Below are 21,755 nucleotides of genomic sequence, written 5' to 3' on the forward strand. Positions count from 1 at the left end.
CCCGGGGGGCGCCACGCATGGGCGATTCGTTCGCGCATCTGCACGTGCACACTGAGTACTCGATGCTCGACGGGGCGGCCCGGTTGAAGGACCTCTTCGCCGAGGTCAAGCGGCAGGGCATGCCGGCGGTGGCGATGACCGACCACGGCAACATGCACGGCGCGAACGACTTCTACAAGCAGGCGATGGCCGCCGGCGTCACCCCGATCCTCGGCATCGAGGCGTACGTGGCGCCCGAGTCGCGCTTCCACAAGCAGCGGGTGCGCTGGGGCCGCCCGGAGCAGAAGAGCGACGACGTCTCCGGCAGCGGCGGCTACACGCACATGACGATCTGGGCGAAGAACAAGACCGGCCTGCACAACCTCTTCAAGCTCACCAGCCGGTCGTACACCGAGGGGTTCTTCGTCAAGTGGCCGCGCATGGACGCGGAGCTGCTGGCCGACAACGCCGAGGGGTTGATGGCCACGACGGGCTGTCCCTCCGGCGAGGTGCAGACCCGGCTGCGCCTGGGCCAGTACGACGAGGCGCTCAAGGCCGCGGCGAGATACCAGGAGATCTTCGGCAAGGAGAACTACTTCCTGGAGATCATGGACCACGGCATCAGCATCGAGCGACGGGTCCGGCAGGAGCTGCACGACATCTCCCGCAAGCTGGACATCCCGCCCGTGGTCACCAACGACTCGCACTACACGCACGAGGCCCAGGCCGAGGCGCACGACGTGCTGCTCTGCGTGCAGACGGCGGCGAACGTCGCCGACCCCAACCGGTTCCGGTTCGACGGCAGCGGCTACTACATCAAGTCCGCCGACGAGATGCGCGCCGTCGACAACTCCGACCTGTGGCTTGAGGGCTGCCGCAACACCCTGCTGGTGGCCGAGAAGGTCGACCCGGCCGGGATGTTCGAGTTCCACAACCTGATGCCCCGCTTCCCCGTCCCCGAGGGGGAGACCGAGGACTCCTGGTTCCGCAAGGAGACCTTCGCCGGCCTGGCCCGCCGCTACCCCGGCGGCATCCCCGAGGGGCACGTCCGGCAGGCCGAGTACGAGCTGGGCGTCATCACCCAGATGGGCTTCCCGTCGTACTTCCTCGTGGTCGCCGACTTCATCCAGTGGGCGAAGAGCCAGGGCATCGCCGTGGGGCCCGGCCGTGGTTCGGCCGCCGGCTCGCTCGTGGCGTACGCGCTGGGCATCACCGACCTCGACCCGATCCCGCACGGCCTGATCTTCGAGCGCTTCCTCAACCCCGAGCGCGTCTCGATGCCGGATGTCGACATCGACTTCGACGAGCGCCGGCGCGGCGAGGTCATCAAGTACGTCACCGACAAGTGGGGCGAGGACAAGGTCGCCCAGATCGCCACCTTCGGCACCATCAAGGCGAAGGCCGCGATCAAGGACTCGGCCCGGGTGCTCGGCTACCCGTACGCGGTCGGCGACCGGATCACCAAGGCGATGCCCCCGGCGGTGATGGGCAAGGACATCCCGCTGGAGGGCATCTTCGACCCCAAGCACCCCCGCTACGCCGAGGCCGGCGAGATCCGGGGCATGTACGAGGCCGAGGCGGACGTCAAGAAGGTCATCGACACCGCCCGGGGCATCGAGGGGCTGATCCGGCAGACCGGCGTGCACGCCGCCGGCGTCATCATGTCCGCCGAGCCGATCGTCGACCACATCCCGCTGATGCGCCGGGACTCCGACGGGGTCATCATCACCCAGTTCGACTACCCGACGTGCGAGTCGCTCGGGCTGTTGAAGATGGACTTCCTCGGCCTGCGCAACCTGACGATCATCGACGACGCGGTGAAGAACATCCAGCTCAACCACGGCAAGGAGCTGGACCTGCTGGCGTTGCCGCTGGACGACAAGCCCGCGTACGAGCTGCTGGCCCGGGGCGACACCCTGGGCGTCTTCCAGCTCGACGGCGGGCCGATGCGCTCGCTGCTGCGGATGATGAAGCCCGACAACTTCGAGGACATCTCCGCCGTCCTCGCGCTCTACCGCCCCGGTCCGATGGGCGTGGACTCGCACACCAACTACGCGCTGCGCAAGAACAACCTCCAGGAGATCACGCCGATCCACCCGGAGCTGGAGGAGCCGCTGCGGGAGATCCTCGCGCCCACCTACGGCCTGATCGTCTACCAGGAGCAGGTGCAGCGCGCCGCGCAGATCCTCGCCGGCTACACGCTCGGCCAGGCCGACCTGCTGCGCCGCGCGATGGGCAAGAAGAAGAAGGAGATCCTCGACAAGGAGTTCATCCCGTTCCGGGACGGCTGCCGCGAGCGGGGCTACTCCGACGAGGCGATCCAGAAGGTCTGGGACGTGCTGGTCCCGTTCGCCGGCTACGCCTTCAACAAGGCGCACTCGGCGGCGTACGGGCTGGTGTCGTACTGGACGGCGTACCTGAAGGCCCACTATCCGGCCGAGTACATGGCGGCGCTGCTCACCTCCGTCGGCGACGACAAGGACAAGATGGCGCTCTACCTCTCGGAGTGCCGCCGGATGCGCATCCAGGTGCTGCCCCCGGACGTGAACACCTCCGCCGGGCCGTTCACGCCGGTCGGCAAGGAGATCCGTTTCGGCCTCGGCGCGGTGCGCAACGTCGGCGCCAACGTCGTCGCCGCGATCATGCGCTGCCGCGACGAGAAGGGCGAGTACGCCGACTTCTACGACTTCCTCTCCAAGGTCGACGCGGTGGTCTGCAACAAGAAGACCATCGAATCGCTGATCAAGGCCGGGGCGTTCGACTCGCTCGGGCACGCCCGCAAGGCGCTGCTCACGGTGCACGCCGAGGCGATCGACGCGTACGCCGACGTCAAGCGCAAGGAGGCCGTCGGCCAGTACGACCTCTTCGGCGCCGGCTTCGGCGACGCGGAGACCAACAGCACCACGGTGATGCCCGTGATCGGCGACGGGGAGTGGGACAAGCGCGACAAGCTCGCCTTCGAGCGCGAGATGCTCGGCCTCTACGTCTCCGACCACCCGCTGTTCGGCCTGGAGCACGTCCTCGGCGCGGCGGCGGACTGCACCATCGCCGCCCTGTCGGAGGAGGGCACCGTCCCGGACGGGGCCGTGGTCACCCTCGCCGGCATCCTCTCCGGGGTGCAGCGGCGGGTCACCAAGCAGGGCCGGGCCTGGGCCTCGGCCACCCTGGAGGACCTCGCCGGCGGCGTGGAGACCCTCTTCTTCCCCAACACCTACGAGGTGATCGGGCAGTACATCGCCGAGGACGCCATCGTGGTGGTCAAGGGGCGGGTCGACCGGCGCGACGACACGCCCCGCATCATGGCGATGGACATGTCCATGCCGGACGTCAGCAGCACCCCGGGGAGCAAGCCGATCACCCTAACCATCCCGGTGCACCGGTGCACCCCGCCGCTGGTGGAGCGGCTCAAGGAGACCCTGGTGCTGCACCCGGGCGACACCGAGGTGCACGTCAAGCTGCTCAACGGCGGGCGGACCACCACCCTGCGGCTGGGGCCGTTCCGGGTGGCGGCCACCACCGCGCTGATGGGCGACCTCAAGAGCGTCCTCGGCCCCGCCAACGTCAGCTGACGCCGGCGGGGCCGAGGACGCGACCGGGACGGGCGCGTACCTGCGCCCGCCCGGCCGTCCTGCGGTGCTGCGGCCCGCTCCGGGGCCGCCGGTCCGAGCTGGTCGACCTCGGAGGTGGCCTGGATCGGCTGCACGGGCGGGAGGCGGGAAGGCAGCACCAGGGGCCGCGAGCGCCGGATTGGCCGTCCCGGTCCGTCGCGCGGGTGGCTAGCGTCGACGGCGTGGAGATCGCACAGGCGCAGAAGTTGTGGCAGCCGCAGCCGGGTTGGCTGAACACCGCCAGCTACGGGCTCCCGCCCGAACCGGCGTGGGACGCGGTGCAGGAGGCGATGGTCGACTGGCGGGCCGGGCGTACGTCGTGGGAGGGCTGGGGCTCGGCCACCGAGCGGGCGCGGGCCGCCTTCGCCGGGCTGGTCGGGGTGCCGGCCGTCGACGTCACGGTCGGCAGCACGGTCTCGCAGTTGCTGGCCCCGGTCGCCGCCGCCCTGCCCGCCGGCGCGACCGTCGTGGTGCCGGAGGTCGAGTTCACCTCCAACCTCTTCCCGTGGCTGGTGCAGGCCGAGCGGGGCGTGCGGGTGCGTACCGTGCCACTGGCCGGGCTCGTCGACGCGATCGACGCCGACACCCACCTGGTCGCGTTCAGCCTGGTGCAGTCGGCCGACGGCGCGGTCGCCGCGTACGCCGAGATCGTCGCGGCGGCCCGGGCGCACGGCGCCCTCGTCGCGGTCGACGCCACCCAGGCGTGCGGCTGGCTGCCGTTCGACGCGGGCCTGGCCGACGTGGTGGCGGTCGGGGCCTACAAGTGGCTGATGTCCCCGCGCGGCTCCGCGTTCGCCTACCTGGCGCCCGCGCTGCGGGAGCGGCTGCGCCCCGACGCCGCCGGCTGGTACGCGGGGGACGACCCGCACGCCTCCTACTACGGCCCGCCGCTGCGCCTGGCCGCCGATGCCCGCCGGTTCGACATCTCGCCGGCCTGGTTCAGCTGGGTCGGCACGGCCCCCGCACTGGAACTGCTCGCCGAGATCGGCGTGCCGGCCGTGCACGCCCACGACGTGGCCCTGGCCAACCGGTTCCTCGCCGGGCTGGGCCGCCCGCCGGGGGAGAGCGCGATCGTCGCTGTGGAGGTGCCGGGCGCGGCGGAGCGGCTGGAGCGGGCCGGCGTCCGGGCGGCGGTCCGTGCCGGCCGGGTGCGGGCGTCCTTCCACGTCTACTCCACGGAGGCCGACGTCGACCTAGCCCTGGACGCGCTCACCGGCTGAGGCCGGGGCGCGGCCAAGGGCAGGGTCGACGCCGGCCGACCGTCACTTGGCGCCGGTGACGATCCCCGGGTTGATGCAGAGGCCGGGGTTGCTGCCGTTGCGCTCGGCGATCTCCAGGCACCGCGACACCTTGTCGACCTTCGCGTTGGTCTCGGTGATCTGCTTCTGGATGGCGGCGTTCTTCCGGTCCTGCTCCAGGTTGCGGGTCTGGGCGAGCTTGTCCTGGAAGGCCTTGATGTTGCCCTCGGTCTTGTCGTCGTGGTTGACCCGGGTGATCGTCACCGACAGGATGTCGACGTCGCTGGAGAGCCGCGACTCGGCGCTGGTCTTGATGCTCTCGGCGAAGGGCTTCAGGTCCACGTTCAGGCTGCCGGTGTCCGAGTCGATCTTCTCCAGCGGGTTGTAGGTGGCGAAGGCGTCGTTGACGGCGCTGTCGAGCTGCACGCCCACCCGCTGGCCCCGGAAGCTGTCGAAGTCGCCCTTGTAGTCCATGAACTGCTTCGGCGCGTTCTCCGGCTTGACCTGCCACTCGACGAGCACCTCGACGCAGGCGTCGGCGAGCGTGCCGGTGCGGACCCGCACGCAGTCCTCGCCGCCGATGTGGTCGTACTTCTGCCGGCCCGCGTCCCACTCGCCGACCTTGTGCCAGGGGGCGACCCACTTCAGGCCGGAGCCGGTGACCTTGCCCGTCGGCTTGTTGAAGCTGGTGACGATGCCGACCGAGCGGATCGGCACGGAGTGGGCGCTGGAGCCGACGACGAACACGACCGCGCCGACGAGGCAGCCGAGCGCCGCCAGGGTGGCGGTCCGCTTGGTCGACCTGTTCGAAGCGGCGAGCGCCAGCAGGCCGGAGATCGCCAGGCCGACGGCGAAGATGATCGCAACAGTGAAGCCGAAGGGCATTCGCTCGGCACCTTTCGCGGGAGGGGGCCCATCACCCTAGGGGCACCGGTCAAGGTGAGGCGCAGGTGGTGCCGGGGTGCTGGCCGCGCCGATGCGGCCGTGAACCCGCTGTTGGCGCCGACCTGATCATCGTGGTCTTCGCGGTGGTGGTGATCGGCGGGCTGGGCTCGATCTTCGGGTCCGTCGCCGCCGGCTTCGGCATCGGCTCGTGCAGGCGTGGGGCGAGGCGTACCTGTCCGACTTCCCGATCGTGTCTGGGCGTCCCGCCGCCGTTAGTCGCACCCTGGCGCATCCATTCGCGACCCTCCCGACGAACCCCCTGGTAGTGAACGTCTACCCGGGGGTACGTCTGGTGCTGACAGATCCCATGCCGGTCGAGGCCGTCGAGACCGCGCGCAAGCATCTCTCCCTGGCCGCCGAGGACCTCGACGCCAACCGGGTCGCCGCGCTCGTCGTCGAGGCGGCCGACGAGTGGGGCGCGGCGGCGCTGTGGGAGCAGGTCTGCGTGCCGATGCTGGCCGCGTTGCCCGGGCACACCGCCATCGAGGTCGCCGTCGAGCACGCCCTCGCCGAGGGCGTCCGCGTCGGCCTGGACGTGTTCCGGCGCGTACCGGGCCGCCCCTTGCCCACCGGCGGCGTGCTGCTGGCCGGAGCCGAGCAGGAGACGCACTGCCTCGGCCTGCACGCCCTCGCCGCCGCGCTGCGCGAGCGCACGCGGGGCAGCCTGCTGCTCGGACCGGCCCTGCCGTGGACGGCGCTCGCCAGCGCCGCCCGCCGCGTCCGGCCGCGCATCGTCGTGGTCTGGGCCCAGACGCCGGTCACCGGGCGCGCGTACCGCCTGGTGCGCTTCGCCCGCGACTTCCCGGCGATCCAGGTGTACGGCGCCGGCCCGGGCTGGATCGAGCCGCTCGGCGACCCGGCGACCCGACTGTGGACGCTGCCTGCCGCCGTCGCGGCCTGCGCCGCGCCGCTCCTGCCCTGACCGCTGCGCGCCGTCGCTGCCCCGGTCCTATTCCACGGGTACGGCCGGGCGGCGGCTGAGCAGGCGGCGGAGTCCATCGGCAGCTTGGACTCCGGAGACCGGGGGCCGACCGTCGATCACCAGCGAGGGGACGCCGGTAACGCCGCACTCCACGGCGCGGCGCTCGTCGGCCCGCACACGGTCCGCGTAGGCGTCACCGGCCAGCAGGGTACGGACGTCGGCGACGTCCAGCCCACCAGTCCGCCATGGCCTCGGCCGCTGTCCGGCCTGGGTCCTGCCCTCGTGCGGCACGACCTGCGGTCCTTGCCGGCCCGGGCGAGTCGGGTCCGGTTCCCGCGGCCACGGGAACCCTCGGGTCCGTCGACCGTGTAGTCGATGATCGAGTAGAAGCTGGTGTCAGGGCTCATGCGTACTCCCGTCTCGGACTTGTCGGAGACCGTGGATCCGACTGAGATCCTCGATCCTCATCCGAACTTGAGGTCAAGCCCTTCGCGGAAAGGTCGATGAACGTGCCGCTGGCCGGCACCCCGGGTTCGGGTGCCGGCCAGCGATCCCCCTTGTGGTGGAAAGTCTGTGTCCGTGGTTGCGGGTCAGCTGTTCCAGTGCTCGGCGACCAGGTCGGCGGCCTGCTGCTCCCACTGGGCGTAGTGGTCCGGGTACGCCGACACCTGCACCGTCTGCGCGGCCTTCGTCAGGGGCATGTCCTGCCACCCGTCGACCTGCTTGAGGCCCTTCAGGAACGCGGTGGTCGAGTACTCGGGGTCGGTGATCTGCTCCACCGTGCCCCAACCACTGGACGGACGCTGCTGGAACAGGCCCTGCGAGTCGTGGTCGTTGCGGTCACCCAGATGCCCCAGGTTCTCCAGCTTCGACTCCTGCAGGGCGGTCGCGATGGAGACGACGGCGGCACGCTCGTCCATGCCGGCCTTCTTCGTCGCCGCGATGATCGCCTTCACGTTGCCCACCTGCTCGTCGGACAGGTCGATGTGCGACTGGGCGCCCTGCACACCGTGCGGGACCAGCTTGGCCATGTCGGGCTTGTCGGCCTGCACGGCGGCGACGGCGACAGCCGTGGCGTCCACGCTCGGGCTGTGCGCGGTGTCGGTCATCGGGCCGGCGGCCACACCACCGGCGAACGCCAGACCGGCGATACCGAGAACGCTGTTACGGATGATCGTGTTCATCGCAGATGCTCCATTCGGGGGTCGGCACCCACACGCCGAAGGGGGATCGGCTTTCACGCGGGTACAAGCACCGTCCGGCGCCCAAGAAGATCAAGGGGGATGCCCAGTCGAACCGGAGGGACCTCCGGCGTCCGACTGGAGGAAAGATCAGGTCGGCCGTGTCGGCCGGATGCCCGAAACCTGTGCGGTCGGAAGAGGCCGGCTGTTTTCGTGGGGCCGGGGGGTGCCCTCACGTCGGCCGGACCATGTGTAACGACCACCGGCCCGCCACCATTCCGGGACCCCGGGGCCCGCCATCCCAACCCGGGGCGACATCACCTTGGGACTTGCCCGCCGGGGCGGGCGACGTGGCCTGGCGTGTGGCCCTGCTCGGTCGTACGCAGGGTGTAACGACCCCACCCCCGCCACGATTCCGCCCCCACGATGCCCCCGACCACACCCCCAAACCGGACACCACCAACCAACCAGACACCCGACACCCCCGACCCGACCAGCCAACCGGGCACCCGCCACGACACCGCACACCGCACGCAGCCGCATACGGCGGCGACTCGCCGCAGATCCTGGTAGCTACCGGCCCCTGGAGGGGCACGTCCCTACCGAGATCTCCCCGGACCCGGACCCGGACCCGGCGCAGCCGTCCGACGCCACACCCGCCGACACGACGCGCGCCCGCGCAGCCCACCCGGGTGGCGTAGCGCAACCGTGAAGAGGACAGGGGTGACTGCCGTCACATAAGATACGAACCGGTTCCGTATCGATAATCGCCCGCCTACGCTCACACCCGGATTACGAGTCTGCCCCGTATCGAAACGGGGCCGGGGGGAGAACGCTGATGCCGCCGCACGAGCACACGGGACACCCGAGGAGGTGGGCGATCCTCGGGGTGCTGGTGATCAGCCTGCTCGTGGTCGTCCTGGACAACACGATCCTCAACGTCGCGCTGCGTACGCTCGCCGACCCGGTGCACGGCCTCGGCGCGAGCCAGGGCGAACTGGAGTGGTCGATCAACTCCTACACGCTGGTCTTCGCCGGCCTGCTGTTCACCTTCGGTGTCCTCGGCGACCGCGCCGGGCGCAAGCGCTTCCTGCTGATCGGCCTGGTGCTCTTCGGGCTGGCGTCGGTGCTGTCGGCGTACGCGCAGAGCCCCGCGCAACTGATCGCGGCCCGCGCGCTGATGGGCGTCGGCGGTGCGGCCATCATGCCGGTCACGCTCTCGATCATCTCCAACGTGTTCGACCCCCGCGAGCGGGGCCGGGCGATCGGCGTCTGGGCCGGCGCGGTCGGCCTGGCCGTGGCCATCGGCCCGATCCTCGGTGGTGCCCTGCTGGAGCACTACTGGTGGGGCTCGGTGTTCCTGATCAACGCACCGGTGGTGGCGCTCGGCGTGGTGCTGGTGGCGCTGCTCGTGCCGGAGTCGCGGGACCCGGATCCGGGCCGCGTCGACGTTGTCGGCGTACTGCTGTCGGTGGTCGGGCTCGTGGCGTTGACGTACGGCATCATCGACGGCGGCGAGCACGGCTTCGGCCGCCCGGTGGTCTGGGCCGCGACCCTCGGCGGGCTGGCGGTGCTGGCCTGGTTCGTGGCGTACGAGCGGCGCAGCGACCACCCGTCGTTGGACGTACGGCTGTTCCGGGTGCCCCGCTTCGCCGCGCCGGTGGCCATCGTCGGGCTGATCTTCTTCGCCGCGACGGGCGTCATGTTCTTCAGCTCGTTCTACCTGCAACTGGTGCGCGGGTTCAGCCCCCTGGAGACCGGCCTGCTCTACCTGCCCTTCGCCGCGGCCCAGCTCATCTTCGCCCCGAGCAGCGCGGCGATGGTCCGCCGCTACGGCGGCCGGGCGGTCGCGACGGTGGGGCTGGCGCTGACCGTGGCCGCGCTCGGCGTGTTCGCCTTCGTCGACGCGACCACCCCGATCTGGGTGGTGCTGGTCGTCTTCTTCCTCCAGGGCACGGGGATGGCCAACATCATGCCCCCGGCCACGGAATCGATCATGTCCGCGCTGCCCCGGGAGAAGGCCGGCGTCGGTTCGGCGGTCAGCAACACGATCCGGCAGGTGGCCGGCGCGCTCGGCGTGGCGGTGCTCGGGTCGGTGCTCTCCGCGGTCTACCGGGCCGACATCGACTCCGCCCTGCGGGACCTGCCCGCCGGGGCGGGCGAGGCGGCCGGCGAGTCCATCTCCGGCGCGTACGCCGCCGCGGGTCAGCTCGGGCCGGCGGCGCCGCAGCTGATCGCGGTCGCCGACGACGCCTTCCTGGCCGCGATGCACTGGGCGGCGGGGCTCGCCGCCGCGACCGCCGCCCTCGGCATCGTGGTGGTGCTGCGCTGGATGCCCGGCCGGCCCGCCGCGCGGCCGGGGGAGCCGGCGCCGGTGGGGGAGGCCGAGTTGGCCGGCACCGCCTAGCCTCGCCACAATGTCCGACATGACTTCCCCCGCCGACGCTCCCCGGCCGCCCGGGCGTCCGAGGAGCGTCCGTGCGGACGAGGCGATCGTCGAGGCCACCCTCGACCTGCTGGCCGACGGCAGCACGATCGAGGCGATCTCGATCGAGGCGATCGCCGCCCGCGCCGGGGTCGGCAAGGCCACCATCTACCGCCGCTGGCCCGGCAAGGAGGCGCTGCTGCGCGACGCCCTGCGCAGGCTCAAGGGCACCCCGCCGGAGCCCGCCGGCCACTCGGTGCGCGACGACCTGATCCTGCTGGTCGGGGCGGTCGGGCACCACATCGACCCGCGGGCGGCGCGGATCATGCCCTGCCTGGTGCCGGAGGTCAACCGCAGCCCCGAGCAGTACCAGCTCTACCAGAACATCATCGAGCCCCGGCGCGAGATGATGCGCGAGGTGCTGCGCCGCGGCGTGCGCTGCGGCGAGCTGCGCGCCGATCTCGACGTCGAGGTGGTCATGGCGATGCTGACCGGCCCGATGCTGGTGCAGCGCGTCATGCGGTGGCACCCCGACCTCGACGAGCCGACCCTGCCGCAGCGCATCGTCGACGGCGTACTGGACGGCATCCGCGCCCGCTGACGGGCCGCCGCGCCGCGCGGCGGCCCGGCGGTCGGCCGGGACACGGGCCGGCCGGCGGCCAGGTGCCGCCGGCGGGTGTTCAGGCGGCGGGCGTACGCAGGCGGTGCAGGCGCAGGGCCAGCTGCACCTCCAGGGCCCGCTCCGGCCTCTGCCAGTCCGCGCCGAGCAGCTGCCCGACCCGCTCCAGCCGCTGGGTGACGGTGTTGACGTGTACGTGCAGCAGCTCGGCGGCGCGCGCCAGGCTGCCGCCCACCCCGAAGTACGCCTCCAGGGTCCGCACCAGCGCGGTGCCCCGCCGGGCGTCGTAGTCGACGACCGGCCCGACGGTGGCGGTCAGGAACCGGTTCACGTCCTTGTCGCCCCCGTCGCCGACCGCGCCCAGCAGCAGCCCGACGAAGCCCAGCTCCGCCGTGCTCGCCCCCTGCCCCGAGCGGCCCAGCGCACCCAGGGCGGTCAGGCACCGCTCCGCCTCGGCGAACGTCGCGGCCAGCGACGCCGGACCCGTCGACGGGCCGCTCGCCCCGGCGGTCACCGGCCGCCCGGTCACCCGCGACAGGTCCCGGGCCACCGCCCGCGCGCTGCCGCCCGCGTCCTGACCGGGCAGCATCAGCACCACCCGCCCGTCGCGGGCCGCCGCCAGCCCGCCGCGCGTCGAGGCGTACGTGGTGGCCCAGGAGAGCACCCGCTGCCGGGCCGAGCCGGTCGCGGCGATCGCGTCGTCGCCGATCGCCACGAGCACGTGCGGCGCGTCCAGGTCCACCCCGAGGCGGCGGGCCCGGCTGCGCAGCGCGTCCGTGTCCCGCAGCGGCCGGGCGATCAGGTCGTCGAGCAGCTCGCCCCGGACCCGCCCCTCCGCCTCGGCGACGGTACGCCGGAACAGCAGCAGCAGCGCCGTCACCAGCGACGCCCGCTCCAGGATCCGTTGGTCGGCGTCGACCAACTCGTCGTCGGGGCGCAGCACCAGCGCGCCCAGGTTCTCCGCACCGGCCACCACGGCCGCGTACCAGAGCCGGCCCCGGCGCACGCTGCGGCCCTCCGTGCGCGACGCGGCCACCGCCTCCACCATGTCCGCCCGGTCCGGCTCCTCGATCTCGCCGACCCGGGCCAGCAGCCGGCCCTCCGCGTCGAGCGCCAGCAGCGCCCCGCCGAGCACGTCGGTGACCGCCGAGGCGACGTCCTCCACGCCGCCGCCGCGCAGCACCAGCGCGGTCATCCGGTCGTGTGCCGCCGCGGCCCGCTCCACCGAGCTGCTGTGCGCGCGGATCGTGGTGTTCGCCGCCGACAGCTCCTCCAGCGCCGCCCGCGTCTCCGCGAGCAGCCGCGCGGTGTCGATCGCCACCGCCGCGTGCGCGGCGAGGGACACCAGCAGCGCCACCTCCTCCCGGACGAACGGCCGGGCGGAGCGGTTGGCCGCGTAGAGCACCCCGATCGAGGTCGAGCCGAGCCGCAGCGGCACCCCGAGGATGGCCACCAGGCCCTCCTCGCCCACCCCGGCGTCGATCTCACCGGTGTGGTGGAAGCGGTCGTCCTCCGGGTAGTTCGCGGTGACGTACGGGGCGCCGGACTGGGCCACCAGGCCGCCGAGGCCGGCGCCCATCGGCAGCCGCAGCTGCTGGAAGCGGGCGGAGACCGAGCCGTCGGTGACCCGCATGTAGGTGTCGCCGCGCTCGTCGTCGTCGAGGGTCATGTAGGCGACGTCCGCGCCGAGCAGGTTGCGCGCCCGGTGCACGATCGCGCGCAGCACGTCGTCCAGGTCGCGCAGCCCGGCCAGGTCGCTGACCGTGTCGTACAGCCCGGAGAGCTCGACCTCCCGGCGGCGGCGACGCTCCAGCAGCGCGCGGACCCGCAGCGCCACCGTCTTGGCCTGCTCCAGCTCGGCGAGCCGCTCCGGCGGCACGCCGGCGGCGCGCGCGGCGATGAGCGGCCCCTCGAACTCCACCGCGGCGGCCTCGCGGGCGAGCAGCTCCAGGAACTCCACCGGTGACGACATGACCGACATTGTGCGGCTTGCCACTAGTTGGCCGTCCAGCCCCCGTCGAGCGCGATGGACGCGCCCGTGATGAACGCCGCCGGCGGGGAGCAGAGGTACGCCACCAGCTCGGACACCTCCTCCGGCTCGATCAGCCGCTTGATCGCCGCCCGCGCCAGCATGATCTTCTCGACCACCTCGGCCTCGGGGATGCCGTGGCTGGCGGCCTGGTCGGCGATCTGGCTCTCCACCAGCGCCGTGCGCACGTACGCCGGATTGACGCAGTTGGCGGTGACGCCGTGCGGGGCGCCCTCCAGCGCGACCACCTTCGACAGCCCCTCCAGCGCGTGCTTGGCGGAGACGTACGCCGACTTGTACGGCGAGGCGCGCAGCCCGTGCACCGAGGAGATGTTCACGATGCGGCCCCAGCCGCGGGCGTACATGTGCGGCAGGGCCCGGCGGATGATCAGGAACGGCGCCTCCACCATCACCCGGTGCAGGTGGGCGAAGCGCTCCGGGGAGAACTCCTGCACCGGCGCCACGTGTTGCAGGCCCGCGTTGTTCACCACGATGTCCACGTCGGCGTCGAGCCGGTCCACCGCGTCCGGGTCGGCCAGGTCCACGCCCTCGGCCCGCCCGCCGGCCTCCGCCGCCACCGCCTTGGCCGCCTCGATGTTGCGGTCCACCACCAGGACGTCGGCGCCGGCGGCGGCCAGCCGCAGGGCGCACGCCCGGCCGATGCCGCTGCCGCCCCCGGTCACCAGGGCGGTACGACCAGCGAGGTCGACGTGTACGACGTGGGGGACCGCCACGGGTTCTGCCGTCATGGCGCATGAAGTTACGAGCTGTGTGTGCGGGCGCACATGGGGCGGCGACACATACTCGGCGGCCGGAGTGTGTGGCCGCCGCGCTCCCCCGGGCGGCGTGTCGGCGCGCCCGGCGTGTCCCCGGCGGCGGGGTGTCGCCCGGCTCGGTAGGGTGTCGAACACACGTACTGCTGGCGGCTGGGGGAGGAGGCGGCGTGCGGGTGCTGGGCGTCGACCCGGGGCTGACCCGGTGCGGGGTCGGCGTGGTCGAGGGCGTGCCGGGGCGGCCCTGCACGCTGGTCGCCTACTACGTCGTCTACACCGACCCGGCCGACGAGCTGCCGCTGCGCCTGCTGCACCTGGACCGTTCGCTCACCGACCTGGTCGCCGAGCACCGGCCCGACAGCGTCGCGGTGGAGCGGGTCTTCAGCCAGCACAACGTCCGCACGGTGATGGGCACCGCCCAGGCCAGCGGGATCGCCGTGCTCGCCGGCGCCCGCGCCGGGCTGCCCGTGCAGACCTACACGCCCAGCGAGGTGAAGGCGGCCGTGACCGGTTCCGGTCAGGCCGACAAGGCGCAGATGACCGCCATGGTGACCCGGCTGCTGCGGCTGGCCGAGCCGCCGAAGCCGGCCGACGCCGCCGACGCCCTCGCCCTGGCCATCTGTCACGTGTGGCGCGGCGGGACGCGCTCCAAGCTGGCCGCCGCGGCCGACCGGGTACGACGAGGAGGAGCCAGATGATCGCCAGCGTGCGCGGGGTGGTGACCGCGACCGGTCCGGACCACGCCGTGGTGGAGGTCGGCGGGGTGGGCCTGGCGGTGCAGTGCGCCCCCGGCACCCTCGCCGACCTGCGGATCGGCCAGCCCGCCCGGCTGGCCACCAGCCTGGTCGTGCGGGAGGACTCGCTGACCCTCTACGGCTTCGCCGACGACGACGCCAAGCAGCTGTTCGAGCTGCTCCAGACCGCCAGCGGCGTCGGCCCCCGGCTGGCCCAGGCGGTGCTCGCCGTGCACAGCCCGGACGCGGTGCGCAAGGCGATCGCCAACGCCGACACCGCCGCGCTGACCCGGGTGCCCGGCATCGGCAAGAAGGGCGCGGAGCGCCTGGTGCTGGAGCTGCGCGACCGCGTCGGCCCGGTGCCTGTCGGCGCCGACGGCGCGGCCGGGGTCACCGGCGGGGCCTGGCCCGAGCAGGTCCGGCAGGCGCTGGTCGGGCTCGGCTGGACGGCCGGGCAGGCCGACCAGGCGGTGGCCGCGGTGGCGGAGACCGTCGACGGTGACGTCCCGCCGGTGCCGGTCCTGCTCAAGCAGGCCATCCGGCTGCTGGGTCGCACCCGGTGACGGGCCCCGACGGCGGGCTGGTCTCCGCCTACGTGCACGACGCCGACCTGGACGCGGAGGCCACCGTACGGCCGAAGCGGCTGGAGGAGTTCATCGCCCAGCACCGCGTGCGCGACCAGCTCGACCTGCTGCTCCAGGGCGCGATGCGGCGCGGCTCCCCGCCCGACCACATCCTCCTCTCGGGGCCGCCTGGCCTGGGTAAGCCGGTGTCCGTCGACGCCCTGGTGCTGCTGGAGGACGGCTCTCGACGCCGCCTGGGCGACATCGTCGTCGGTGACCGGGTCATCACGCGCACCGGCGAGGGGGCGACGGTGACCGCCGTCCACGAGCAGGGCGAGTTGGACTCGGTCCGGATCCGGACGACCAGCGGCCGGGAGGTCGTCGCCGCTCCGGACCACCCCTTCTGGACCACCGAAGGGTGGACGAAGGCCGGGGACCTCACCGGGAACGACTTCCTCGCCAACGTGCTCCGTCCCGACCTGGTCGCCGACGGTACCGAGGACACCAGCGAGCACAAGCTCGCGGGCTACCTCGTCGGGGACGGCTGCACGACCAACCAGGTCACCTTCACCGGCGGCGACGAGGACGTCCTCGCCGACTTCCGCTCGACCTGTGATCGGTTGGGCCTGGTCCACCGCACCAGGCCCAACAGCGCGCGGAGCTCGCTCGTCCGCGTCTCGGGCCTGCGGCCCTGGTTGGCCGAGCACGGTCTGCTGGACAAGAATGCCTGGCAGAAGCGCGTGCCCGAGTTCGTCTACCGCGGTGACGCGTGGCAGGTGGCGGCGTTTCTCGGTGCCTACTTCGCCTGCGACGGAACGGTCAGCCGACGCGGCCGCGACCGCTACGACCTGGTCGTCGAATATTACAGCGTCTCGCGGGACCTGCTCGCGGACGTCCAGCACCTCCTGCTGCGCATCGGCGTCCAGTCACGTCTGAAACTCAAGCGGGGCCGCTACCAGGGCAGACCGCACGAGTCGTGGCGGCTGAGCATCACGAGCCAGGACGACGTCGCCAGGTTCGTGCAACGCGTCACGGTGATCGGCGAGCGAGGCCTGAGGCTTGCGGAGTGGGCCCCTCGACGTGATCGCTTCGAGGAGCGGCTCGCCGCCGATCGCGTCGCTTCCGTGGAGCCGGCGGGCCTGCACGAATGCCGATGCCTGACGGTCGACGGCGACCACACCTTCACCGTGAACGACCTCGTCGTCCACAACACGACCCTGGCCAACATCGTCGCCGCCGAGCTGGGCTCGGGCATCCGGGTGACCAGCGGCCCGGCGATCGAGCGCTCGGGCGACCTGGCGGCGATCCTGACCAGCCTCGCCGAGGGCGACGTCCTGTTCATCGACGAGATCCACCGCATCGCCAAGCCGGCGGAGGAACTGCTCTACAGCGCGATGGAGGACTTCCGGGTCGACGTGATCGTCGGCAAGGGCCCGGGCGCGACGGCGATCCCGCTGGACGTCGAGCCGTTCACGCTGGTCGGCGCGACCACCCGCTCCGGCCTGCTCACCGGACCGATGCGCGACCGGTTCGGCTTCGTCGCGCACCTCGACTTCTATTCGCCGGCCGACCTGGAGGTGCTGCTGCGCCGATCGGCCCGGATCCTCGGCGTGCCGATCACCGACGACGGCGCCGCCGAGGTGGCCGGCCGCTCCCGGGGCACGCCCCGCATCGCCAACCGGCTGCTGCGGCGGGTCCGCGACTTCGCCGAGGTCCGGGCCGACGGTGTGGTCACCCTGGAGACCGCCCGGGCCGCCCTGACGGTGTACGACGTCGACGCGCTGGGGCTGGACCGGCTGGACCGGGCGGTGCTGACCGCGCTGGTCGACTCGTTCCGGGGCGGGCCGGTCGGCCTGTCCACCCTGGCCGTCGCGGTGGGCGAGCAGCCCGACACGGTGGAGGAGGTCTGCGAGCCGTTCCTGGTCCGGGCCGGCCTGCTGGCCCGTACGCCCCGGGGCCGGGTCGCCACCGAGGCCGCCTGGCGGCACCTGGGCCGTACGCCCCCGAATGGTACATTTGGCACGGATGCCCCTCCCGTGCCCGATCTGTTCTCGGTGGACGCCGATCAGCCGTGATGTGAACGTGATCTGTGCCGCATTCGGCGTTCCCAGGTGCAGGGATTAGACTCGCGCCGGTCTGTACAGGACGTGAGAATCCGCCTCCGCTCCGGCGCGCCCGCGCCGGGACGGCGGCCAATGGGAAGGTCTTTCACCGTGCTTTACGCAGCAGAGGGCGGCGGGGGTGCCGGCAGCCTGACGCCGATCCTCATGATCGCTCTGCTCTTCGGCGTCATGTACTTCATGATGATCCGCCCCCAGCAGAAGCGCCGCCGTGAGGCGGAGTCCATGCAGTCCGCCCTCGCCCCCGGCGACGAGGTGGTCACGATCGGTGGGCTCTACGGCACGGTCACCGGCGTGGACGACGACACCGTCCTGCTCGAGGTCGCGCCCGGTGTGCAGACCCGCTACGCCCGTCCGGCCATCGCCCGGGTGGTCAGCCAGGCGGAGCGCCCGGCCGACGAGCCGGTCGTCGAGGACGCGGACGTCGTCAAGGAGTGACGGTCGCTCCCGCCCGCACGGGGTGGTGGTCGCCGCACTCCGGTGACGACTTCCCCCGACGGGGCAGCGGAGGCGACGAGAAAACTGGATAGTGGGCCCGACGCCGGAAGCCGGCTCGTCCCGTTCCGCCCGGCGCCCCCGCGCCGAGCCCCGGAGCCGGATGCCGGCCTCCGACGCCGGCCCGTCGGACCCGCCGGCCGGACCGGCCGACACCCGCCGCACCAGCGGCGCGACCGTACAGGGAGACAGGACAGCCGTGGCACCACCTCAGGGACAGATGCGCCCCGGACGGCAACTGGCCGTGCTCGGGCTCATCTTCGTCGTCCTCTATCTTTTGGTGTTCTTCGCGGGCGGCGCCAGCGGCGGCTTGAAGGACCGGCTCGAGCCCAAGCTCGGCCTGGACCTCGTCGGCGGCACGCGGCTGACGCTGGAGGCGACCAACAGCATCGGCGGCCAGGCCCCGACGGCGGAGAACCTCGAAGAGGCCCGCCAGATCATCGAGAGCCGCGTCAACGCCTTCGGCGTCGCCGAGGCCGAGGTGGTCACCGAGGGCAACCGCAACATCGTGATCTCCCTGCCCGGTGAGAACCGCGACCTGACCGAGGTGGGCAGCGCCGCCGAGCTGCGCTTCCGCAAGGTCCTCAAGGCCGCCGACGGCAGCGGCGCGGCCACCGCCCCGCCGCCCGCCGCCACCCCTGCCCCCTCCGGCAGCGCGACCCCGGCCCCGTCGGGCAGCGCGAAGCCCTCCGGCAGCGCCGCCCCGTCGGGCAGCGCCGCGCCGAAGGCGACCGCGTCGCCGAGCGGCGGCCAGGGCGGCATGGCCCCGGCCCCGAGCGCCAGCGCATCGGCCGCGCCGAGCGCCACCCCGTCGGCCAGCGCCGCCACCCCGACGCCGAGCGTCGGCGGCGAGCCCGTGCCGCAGAGCGTCGAGGAGCAGCGCAAGGCCGTCGAGCAGAAGGTCGGCGCCGCCGCCTGGGCCGCCGCGAGCGGTCTCCAGGCCCCGGCCGACCTGTCCGCCGACCCGTCGCTGGCGGAGAAGCTCAAGCCGTTCGCGGCCCTCGACGCGCGCGAGGTCGCGGTGCTGCCGGCGGCGATGCAGTTCAACGTGCCGCAGATCGGCTGCGCCCAGCTCGACAAGCGCCCGCCGGCCTCCATCTCCGCCGCCGACCAGCAGGTGGTGGCCTGCGAGGACGGCGCCGCGAAGTACCTGCTCGACCAGGCGAAGGTGCTCGGCACCGACGTCGAGGACGCCAGCGCGGTGCTGGACCAGACCAGCCAGTGGGTCGTCAGCCTCGACTTCACCGGCGCGGGCCAGGACAAGTGGACCGCCCTGACCCGTGAGGCCTTCAACAACGAGGGCCAGGCCTGCGACGCCACCGCCCTCGGCCAGGACGGCAAGTGCCGCGTCGCCGTCGTGCTCGACAACGAGATCGTCTCCTCGCCCGAGATCCAGGGCGTGCTGACGGGCAACTCGCAGATCACCGGCAACTTCACCCAGAAGGACGCCAGCGCCCTGGCCGGCCAGCTGCGCTACGGCGCGCTGCCGGTGACCTTCGAGGCGCAGGAGCAGCAGAACGTCACCGCCACCCTGGGCGCCAGCCACCTGCGGGCCGGCCTGCTCGCGGCGGGCATCGGCATGGCGCTGGTCATCATCTACTCGTTCTTCTACTACCGCCTGCTGGGCTCGGTCATCTTCCTGAGCCTGATCCTCTCGGCGCTGCTGGTCTTCGGCGCGCTGGTGGTGCTCGGCCGGCAGATCGGCTTCACCCTCACCCTCGCCGGCATCGCCGGCATGATCGTCTCGCTGGGTGTGGCGGCGGACTCGTTCGTCATCTACTTCGAACGGCTCAAGGACGAGATCCGGGAGGGCCGCAGCCCGCGCAGCGCGGTGCCGCGCGCCTGGATCCGGGCCCGCCGCACGATCATCTCGGCCAACGCGATCACGCTGATGTCGGCGGTGGTGCTCTACGTGGTCTCGGTCGGCGCGGTGAAGGGCTTCGCCTTCGCCCTCGGCCTGGCTACGGTGCTGGACCTGGTCGTGGTCTTCCTCTTCCGGCACCCGATCATGACGATGTTCGCCCGCACCTCCGCCTTCCTGTCCCCACGGGTCAGTGGCCTCGGTCGGGCGCTCCCGCCGCGGACGGCCGAGCCGGCCAAGCCGCGCAACCAGCGCGTGAAGGAGGCCTGAGATGGCAAAGAGTGGTCTCGCGAGCCGCCTCTACCGCGGCGAGGCCGGCCTCGACATCATCGGCCGGCGCAAGGTCTGGTTCAGCGTGGCGCTCGCGCTGGTCCTGCTGTCGGCGCTCAGCTTCGGGCTGCGCGGCTTCAGCCTCGGCATCGAGTTCGCCGGCGGCAACTCGTTCCAGATCCCGGCCAGCGTCGGCACACTGGAGCAGACCGAGGTGAAGGTCCAGGAGGCCCTGGCCGCGGCCGGTGACGACGCCAAGGTCGTCACCACGCAGAAGGTCGGCGGCACCGGCGGCGAGTTCTACGAGGTGCGCACCACCCAGCTCGACACCGAGCAGGCCAACGCCGTCAAGACCGAGATCGCCGACGAGTTCGGCATCGACGCCGCCAGCATCAGCGGCAACCAGGTCAGCGAGGCGTGGGGCAGCCAGGTCACCTCCCGGGCGCTGCTCGGTCTGGTCATCTTCATCGCGGTGGTGATGATCTACCTGATCCTGCGCTTCGAGTGGCGGATGGCGGTCGCCGCCGTCACCTCGCTGATCATGAACCTGATCCTCACCGCCGGCATCTACTCGCTGGTCGGCTTCGAGGTCACCCCGTCGACGGTCATCGGCTTCCTCACGATCCTGGGCTTCGCGCTCTACGACGTGGTGGTGGTCTTCGACAAGGTGCAGGAGAACACGCGCGGCATCACCGCCAACAACAACCAGACGTACGGCGAGGCGGCCAACCTGGCCATCAACCAGAGCCTCATGCGGTCGCTGAACACCTCGGTGGTCGCGCTGCTGCCGGTCGGCGGTCTGCTCTTCATCGGTGCCGGCCTGCTCGGCGCGGGCACCCTGAAGGACCTCGGCCTGGTGCTCTTCGTCGGTATGGCGGTGGCGTTCCTGACCTCGATCCTGCTGGCCACGCCGCTGCTGGTGCTGCTCAAGAACTACGAGCCGCGCATCCAGGCGCACAACAAGCGGGTGCTGGCCCGCCGGGGCGCCCTCGCCCGTGGTGAGGTCACCCCGAAGGGCGCCGCTCCCCGCACCGACGACTCCGACGACGCGCCGGTCGATCCGGAGTCGGCCGCGCTGGCCGGCGCCGCGCCGCGGGTGGGCGCCCGACCGGCCGGGAAGCGCCCGACTGGCGCCCGGGGCGGCCGGCCGGCCGGCGGCGGTGGCAACCGCCCGGGTGGCGGCAAGCGGCGCTGAGCCGGGCCGGGCAGACCCGGTAGGAACCGATCCGACGGCGTCCTTCATGCTGTGCGAGCAGCATGCAGGACGCCGTCGTCGTGAAGGGAAGCGGAACTGCCGTGACGGAGACCCACAGCACCGGGGCACGGGGAGACAGCGGCCCGGGCGCCGCCGCGCTGGTCGCCAGCCGGGTGCTCGACGTGCCCGACTTCCCGAAGCCCGGCGTCATGTTCAAGGACCTGATGCCGCTGTTCGCCGACGGCGACGTGTTCCGCGCGGTGATCGACGGGATCGTGGCGTACCACGGGCGGGACTCGTTCGACGTCGTCGTCGGCATCGAGGCGCGCGGGTTCGTGGTCGCGGCGGCCATCGCGTACGCGACCGGGGTCGGCGTGGTGCCCGTGCGCAAGGCCGGCAAGCTGCCCCGCCCGGCGCACTCGGCCTCCTACGCCCTGGAGTACGGCGAGGCCACGCTGGAGGTGCACGAGGACGCCTTCACCGCCGGGCACCGGGTGCTGGTGGTCGACGACGTGCTGGCCACGGGCGGTACGGCCGAGGCGACGCTGGACCTGGTGGAGCGGGCCGGCGGGACGGTGGCCGGTTTCACCGTCCTGCTGGAGCTAGCCTTCCTCGGCGGCCGGGAGCGGCTGGCCCCGCGTCCGGTGCATGCCCTGTTGACCGTTTGAGTCGGCCGACCGTCGGGCCGACCCGGCGCGGACCGTCCGGCGGAGCGGCGGGGCACCGTGCGTGCGGGTAGCATTGCCCTTTGCTGACCGGGCGGGACCCGTCCGGGCGGCGCGAGACCAGGCCGGCCGG

Annotated in this window: 17 protein-coding genes and 2 pseudogenes; 14 read left to right on the forward strand and 5 right to left on the reverse strand. The window is 72.5% G+C overall.

Annotated elements, in window-relative coordinates:
- Window positions 1–17 precede the first annotated feature (17 nt).
- Together dnaE and CLT72_RS01450 are read left to right on the forward strand one after the other, a co-directional pair.
- Window positions 18–3,548: a DNA polymerase III subunit alpha gene (gene dnaE, locus CLT72_RS01440; RefSeq protein WP_101409182.1), complete on the forward strand. Its 3,531-nt coding sequence runs from the start codon at window positions 18–20 to the stop codon at window positions 3,546–3,548.
- Between the two features lie 221 nt (window positions 3,549–3,769).
- Entirely contained in the window at window positions 3,770–4,807 is a 1,038-nt protein-coding gene (locus CLT72_RS01450) for an aminotransferase class V-fold PLP-dependent enzyme (RefSeq protein WP_101409183.1), read from the forward strand.
- A 42-nt stretch (window positions 4,808–4,849) separates the two neighbouring features.
- On the opposite strand, the gene CLT72_RS01455 is transcribed toward CLT72_RS01450, so the two are convergent.
- The gene (locus tag CLT72_RS01455) at window positions 4,850–5,710 is read right to left on the reverse strand and encodes an SPFH domain-containing protein (protein ID WP_101409184.1); all 861 of its coding nucleotides are present in this window, start codon (window positions 5,708–5,710) and stop codon (window positions 4,850–4,852) included.
- A gap of 61 nt (window positions 5,711–5,771) precedes the next feature.
- On the opposite strand from CLT72_RS01455, the pseudogene CLT72_RS01460 reads away from it, so the two are divergent.
- Together CLT72_RS01460 and CLT72_RS01465 are read left to right on the forward strand one after the other, a co-directional pair.
- Window positions 5,772–5,966, forward strand: a pseudogene (locus CLT72_RS01460) (ABC transporter permease subunit); the annotation flags it as partial.
- A gap of 96 nt (window positions 5,967–6,062) precedes the next feature.
- On the forward strand, window positions 6,063–6,692 hold the full coding sequence (locus tag CLT72_RS01465; RefSeq protein ID WP_396801705.1) for a transcriptional regulator: 630 nt from the start codon (window positions 6,063–6,065) through the stop codon (window positions 6,690–6,692).
- 27 nt (window positions 6,693–6,719) lie between these two features.
- On the opposite strand, the gene CLT72_RS01470 is transcribed toward CLT72_RS01465, so the two are convergent.
- Together CLT72_RS01470 and CLT72_RS01475 are read right to left on the reverse strand one after the other, a co-directional pair.
- Window positions 6,720–6,983 carry a DsbA family oxidoreductase gene (locus CLT72_RS01470; RefSeq protein ID WP_101409185.1) on the reverse strand — a complete coding sequence of 88 codons (264 nt, stop codon included), beginning with the start codon at window positions 6,981–6,983 and terminating at the stop codon, window positions 6,720–6,722.
- Between the two features lie 299 nt (window positions 6,984–7,282).
- Window positions 7,283–7,876, reverse strand: a complete 594-nt coding sequence (locus tag CLT72_RS01475; RefSeq protein WP_101409186.1) for a hypothetical protein — start codon at window positions 7,874–7,876, stop codon at window positions 7,283–7,285.
- Between the two features lie 835 nt (window positions 7,877–8,711).
- On the opposite strand from CLT72_RS01475, the gene CLT72_RS01485 reads away from it, so the two are divergent.
- Both CLT72_RS01485 and CLT72_RS01490 read left to right on the forward strand, forming a co-directional pair.
- Complete coding sequence (locus CLT72_RS01485) at window positions 8,712–10,280, forward strand: MFS transporter (protein ID WP_101409188.1); 1,569 nt, start codon at window positions 8,712–8,714, stop codon at window positions 10,278–10,280.
- A 10-nt stretch (window positions 10,281–10,290) separates the two neighbouring features.
- Complete coding sequence (locus CLT72_RS01490) at window positions 10,291–10,899, forward strand: TetR/AcrR family transcriptional regulator (RefSeq protein WP_101409189.1); 609 nt, start codon at window positions 10,291–10,293, stop codon at window positions 10,897–10,899.
- 79 nt (window positions 10,900–10,978) lie between these two features.
- Here CLT72_RS01490 and CLT72_RS01495 read toward each other — a convergent pair whose 3' ends face one another.
- Together CLT72_RS01495 and CLT72_RS01500 are read right to left on the reverse strand one after the other, a co-directional pair.
- Window positions 10,979–12,898, reverse strand: coding sequence for a helix-turn-helix domain-containing protein (locus tag CLT72_RS01495; protein ID WP_101409190.1), 1,920 nt, complete (start codon window positions 12,896–12,898; stop codon window positions 10,979–10,981).
- Between the two features lie 14 nt (window positions 12,899–12,912).
- Complete coding sequence (locus CLT72_RS01500; protein ID WP_101409191.1) at window positions 12,913–13,695, reverse strand: 3-hydroxybutyrate dehydrogenase; 783 nt, start codon at window positions 13,693–13,695, stop codon at window positions 12,913–12,915.
- Between the two features lie 194 nt (window positions 13,696–13,889).
- Here CLT72_RS01500 and ruvC point away from each other — a divergent pair, with 194 nt between their 5' ends.
- The 8 genes and pseudogenes from ruvC (at window position 13,890) to CLT72_RS01540 (ending at window position 21,625) form a co-directional block, all read left to right on the forward strand.
- Window positions 13,890–14,417: a crossover junction endodeoxyribonuclease RuvC gene (gene ruvC, locus CLT72_RS01505; protein WP_089001018.1), complete on the forward strand. Its 528-nt coding sequence runs from the start codon at window positions 13,890–13,892 to the stop codon at window positions 14,415–14,417.
- On the forward strand, window positions 14,414–15,016 hold the full coding sequence (gene ruvA / locus CLT72_RS01510) for a Holliday junction branch migration protein RuvA (protein WP_101409192.1): 603 nt from the start codon (window positions 14,414–14,416) through the stop codon (window positions 15,014–15,016). The genes ruvC and ruvA overlap by 4 nt, the downstream gene beginning before the upstream one ends.
- Window positions 15,013–15,219: pseudogene (locus CLT72_RS01515) on the forward strand (Holliday junction branch migration DNA helicase RuvB); the annotation flags it as partial. The gene ruvA and the pseudogene CLT72_RS01515, both read left to right, overlap by 4 nt.
- 537 nt (window positions 15,220–15,756) lie before the next feature.
- Window positions 15,757–17,091 (forward strand): Holliday junction branch migration DNA helicase RuvB, encoded by a 1,335-nt coding sequence (gene ruvB, locus CLT72_RS31775; protein ID WP_486484359.1) that lies wholly within the window; start codon window positions 15,757–15,759, stop codon window positions 17,089–17,091.
- A 138-nt stretch (window positions 17,092–17,229) separates the two neighbouring features.
- The gene (gene yajC / locus CLT72_RS01525; protein WP_199184446.1) at window positions 17,230–17,574 is read left to right on the forward strand and encodes a preprotein translocase subunit YajC; all 345 of its coding nucleotides are present in this window, start codon (window positions 17,230–17,232) and stop codon (window positions 17,572–17,574) included.
- 256 nt (window positions 17,575–17,830) lie between these two features.
- Window positions 17,831–19,762 carry a protein translocase subunit SecD gene (gene secD / locus CLT72_RS01530; RefSeq protein ID WP_199184447.1) on the forward strand — a complete coding sequence of 644 codons (1,932 nt, stop codon included), beginning with the start codon at window positions 17,831–17,833 and terminating at the stop codon, window positions 19,760–19,762.
- Between the two features lies 1 nt (window position 19,763).
- The gene (gene secF, locus CLT72_RS01535; protein WP_101409195.1) at window positions 19,764–20,957 is read left to right on the forward strand and encodes a protein translocase subunit SecF; all 1,194 of its coding nucleotides are present in this window, start codon (window positions 19,764–19,766) and stop codon (window positions 20,955–20,957) included.
- A gap of 101 nt (window positions 20,958–21,058) precedes the next feature.
- Window positions 21,059–21,625: an adenine phosphoribosyltransferase gene (locus CLT72_RS01540; RefSeq protein ID WP_101409196.1), complete on the forward strand. Its 567-nt coding sequence runs from the start codon at window positions 21,059–21,061 to the stop codon at window positions 21,623–21,625.
- Window positions 21,626–21,755 lie beyond the last annotated feature (130 nt).

Source organism: Micromonospora sp. CNZ309 (assembly GCF_002846525.1).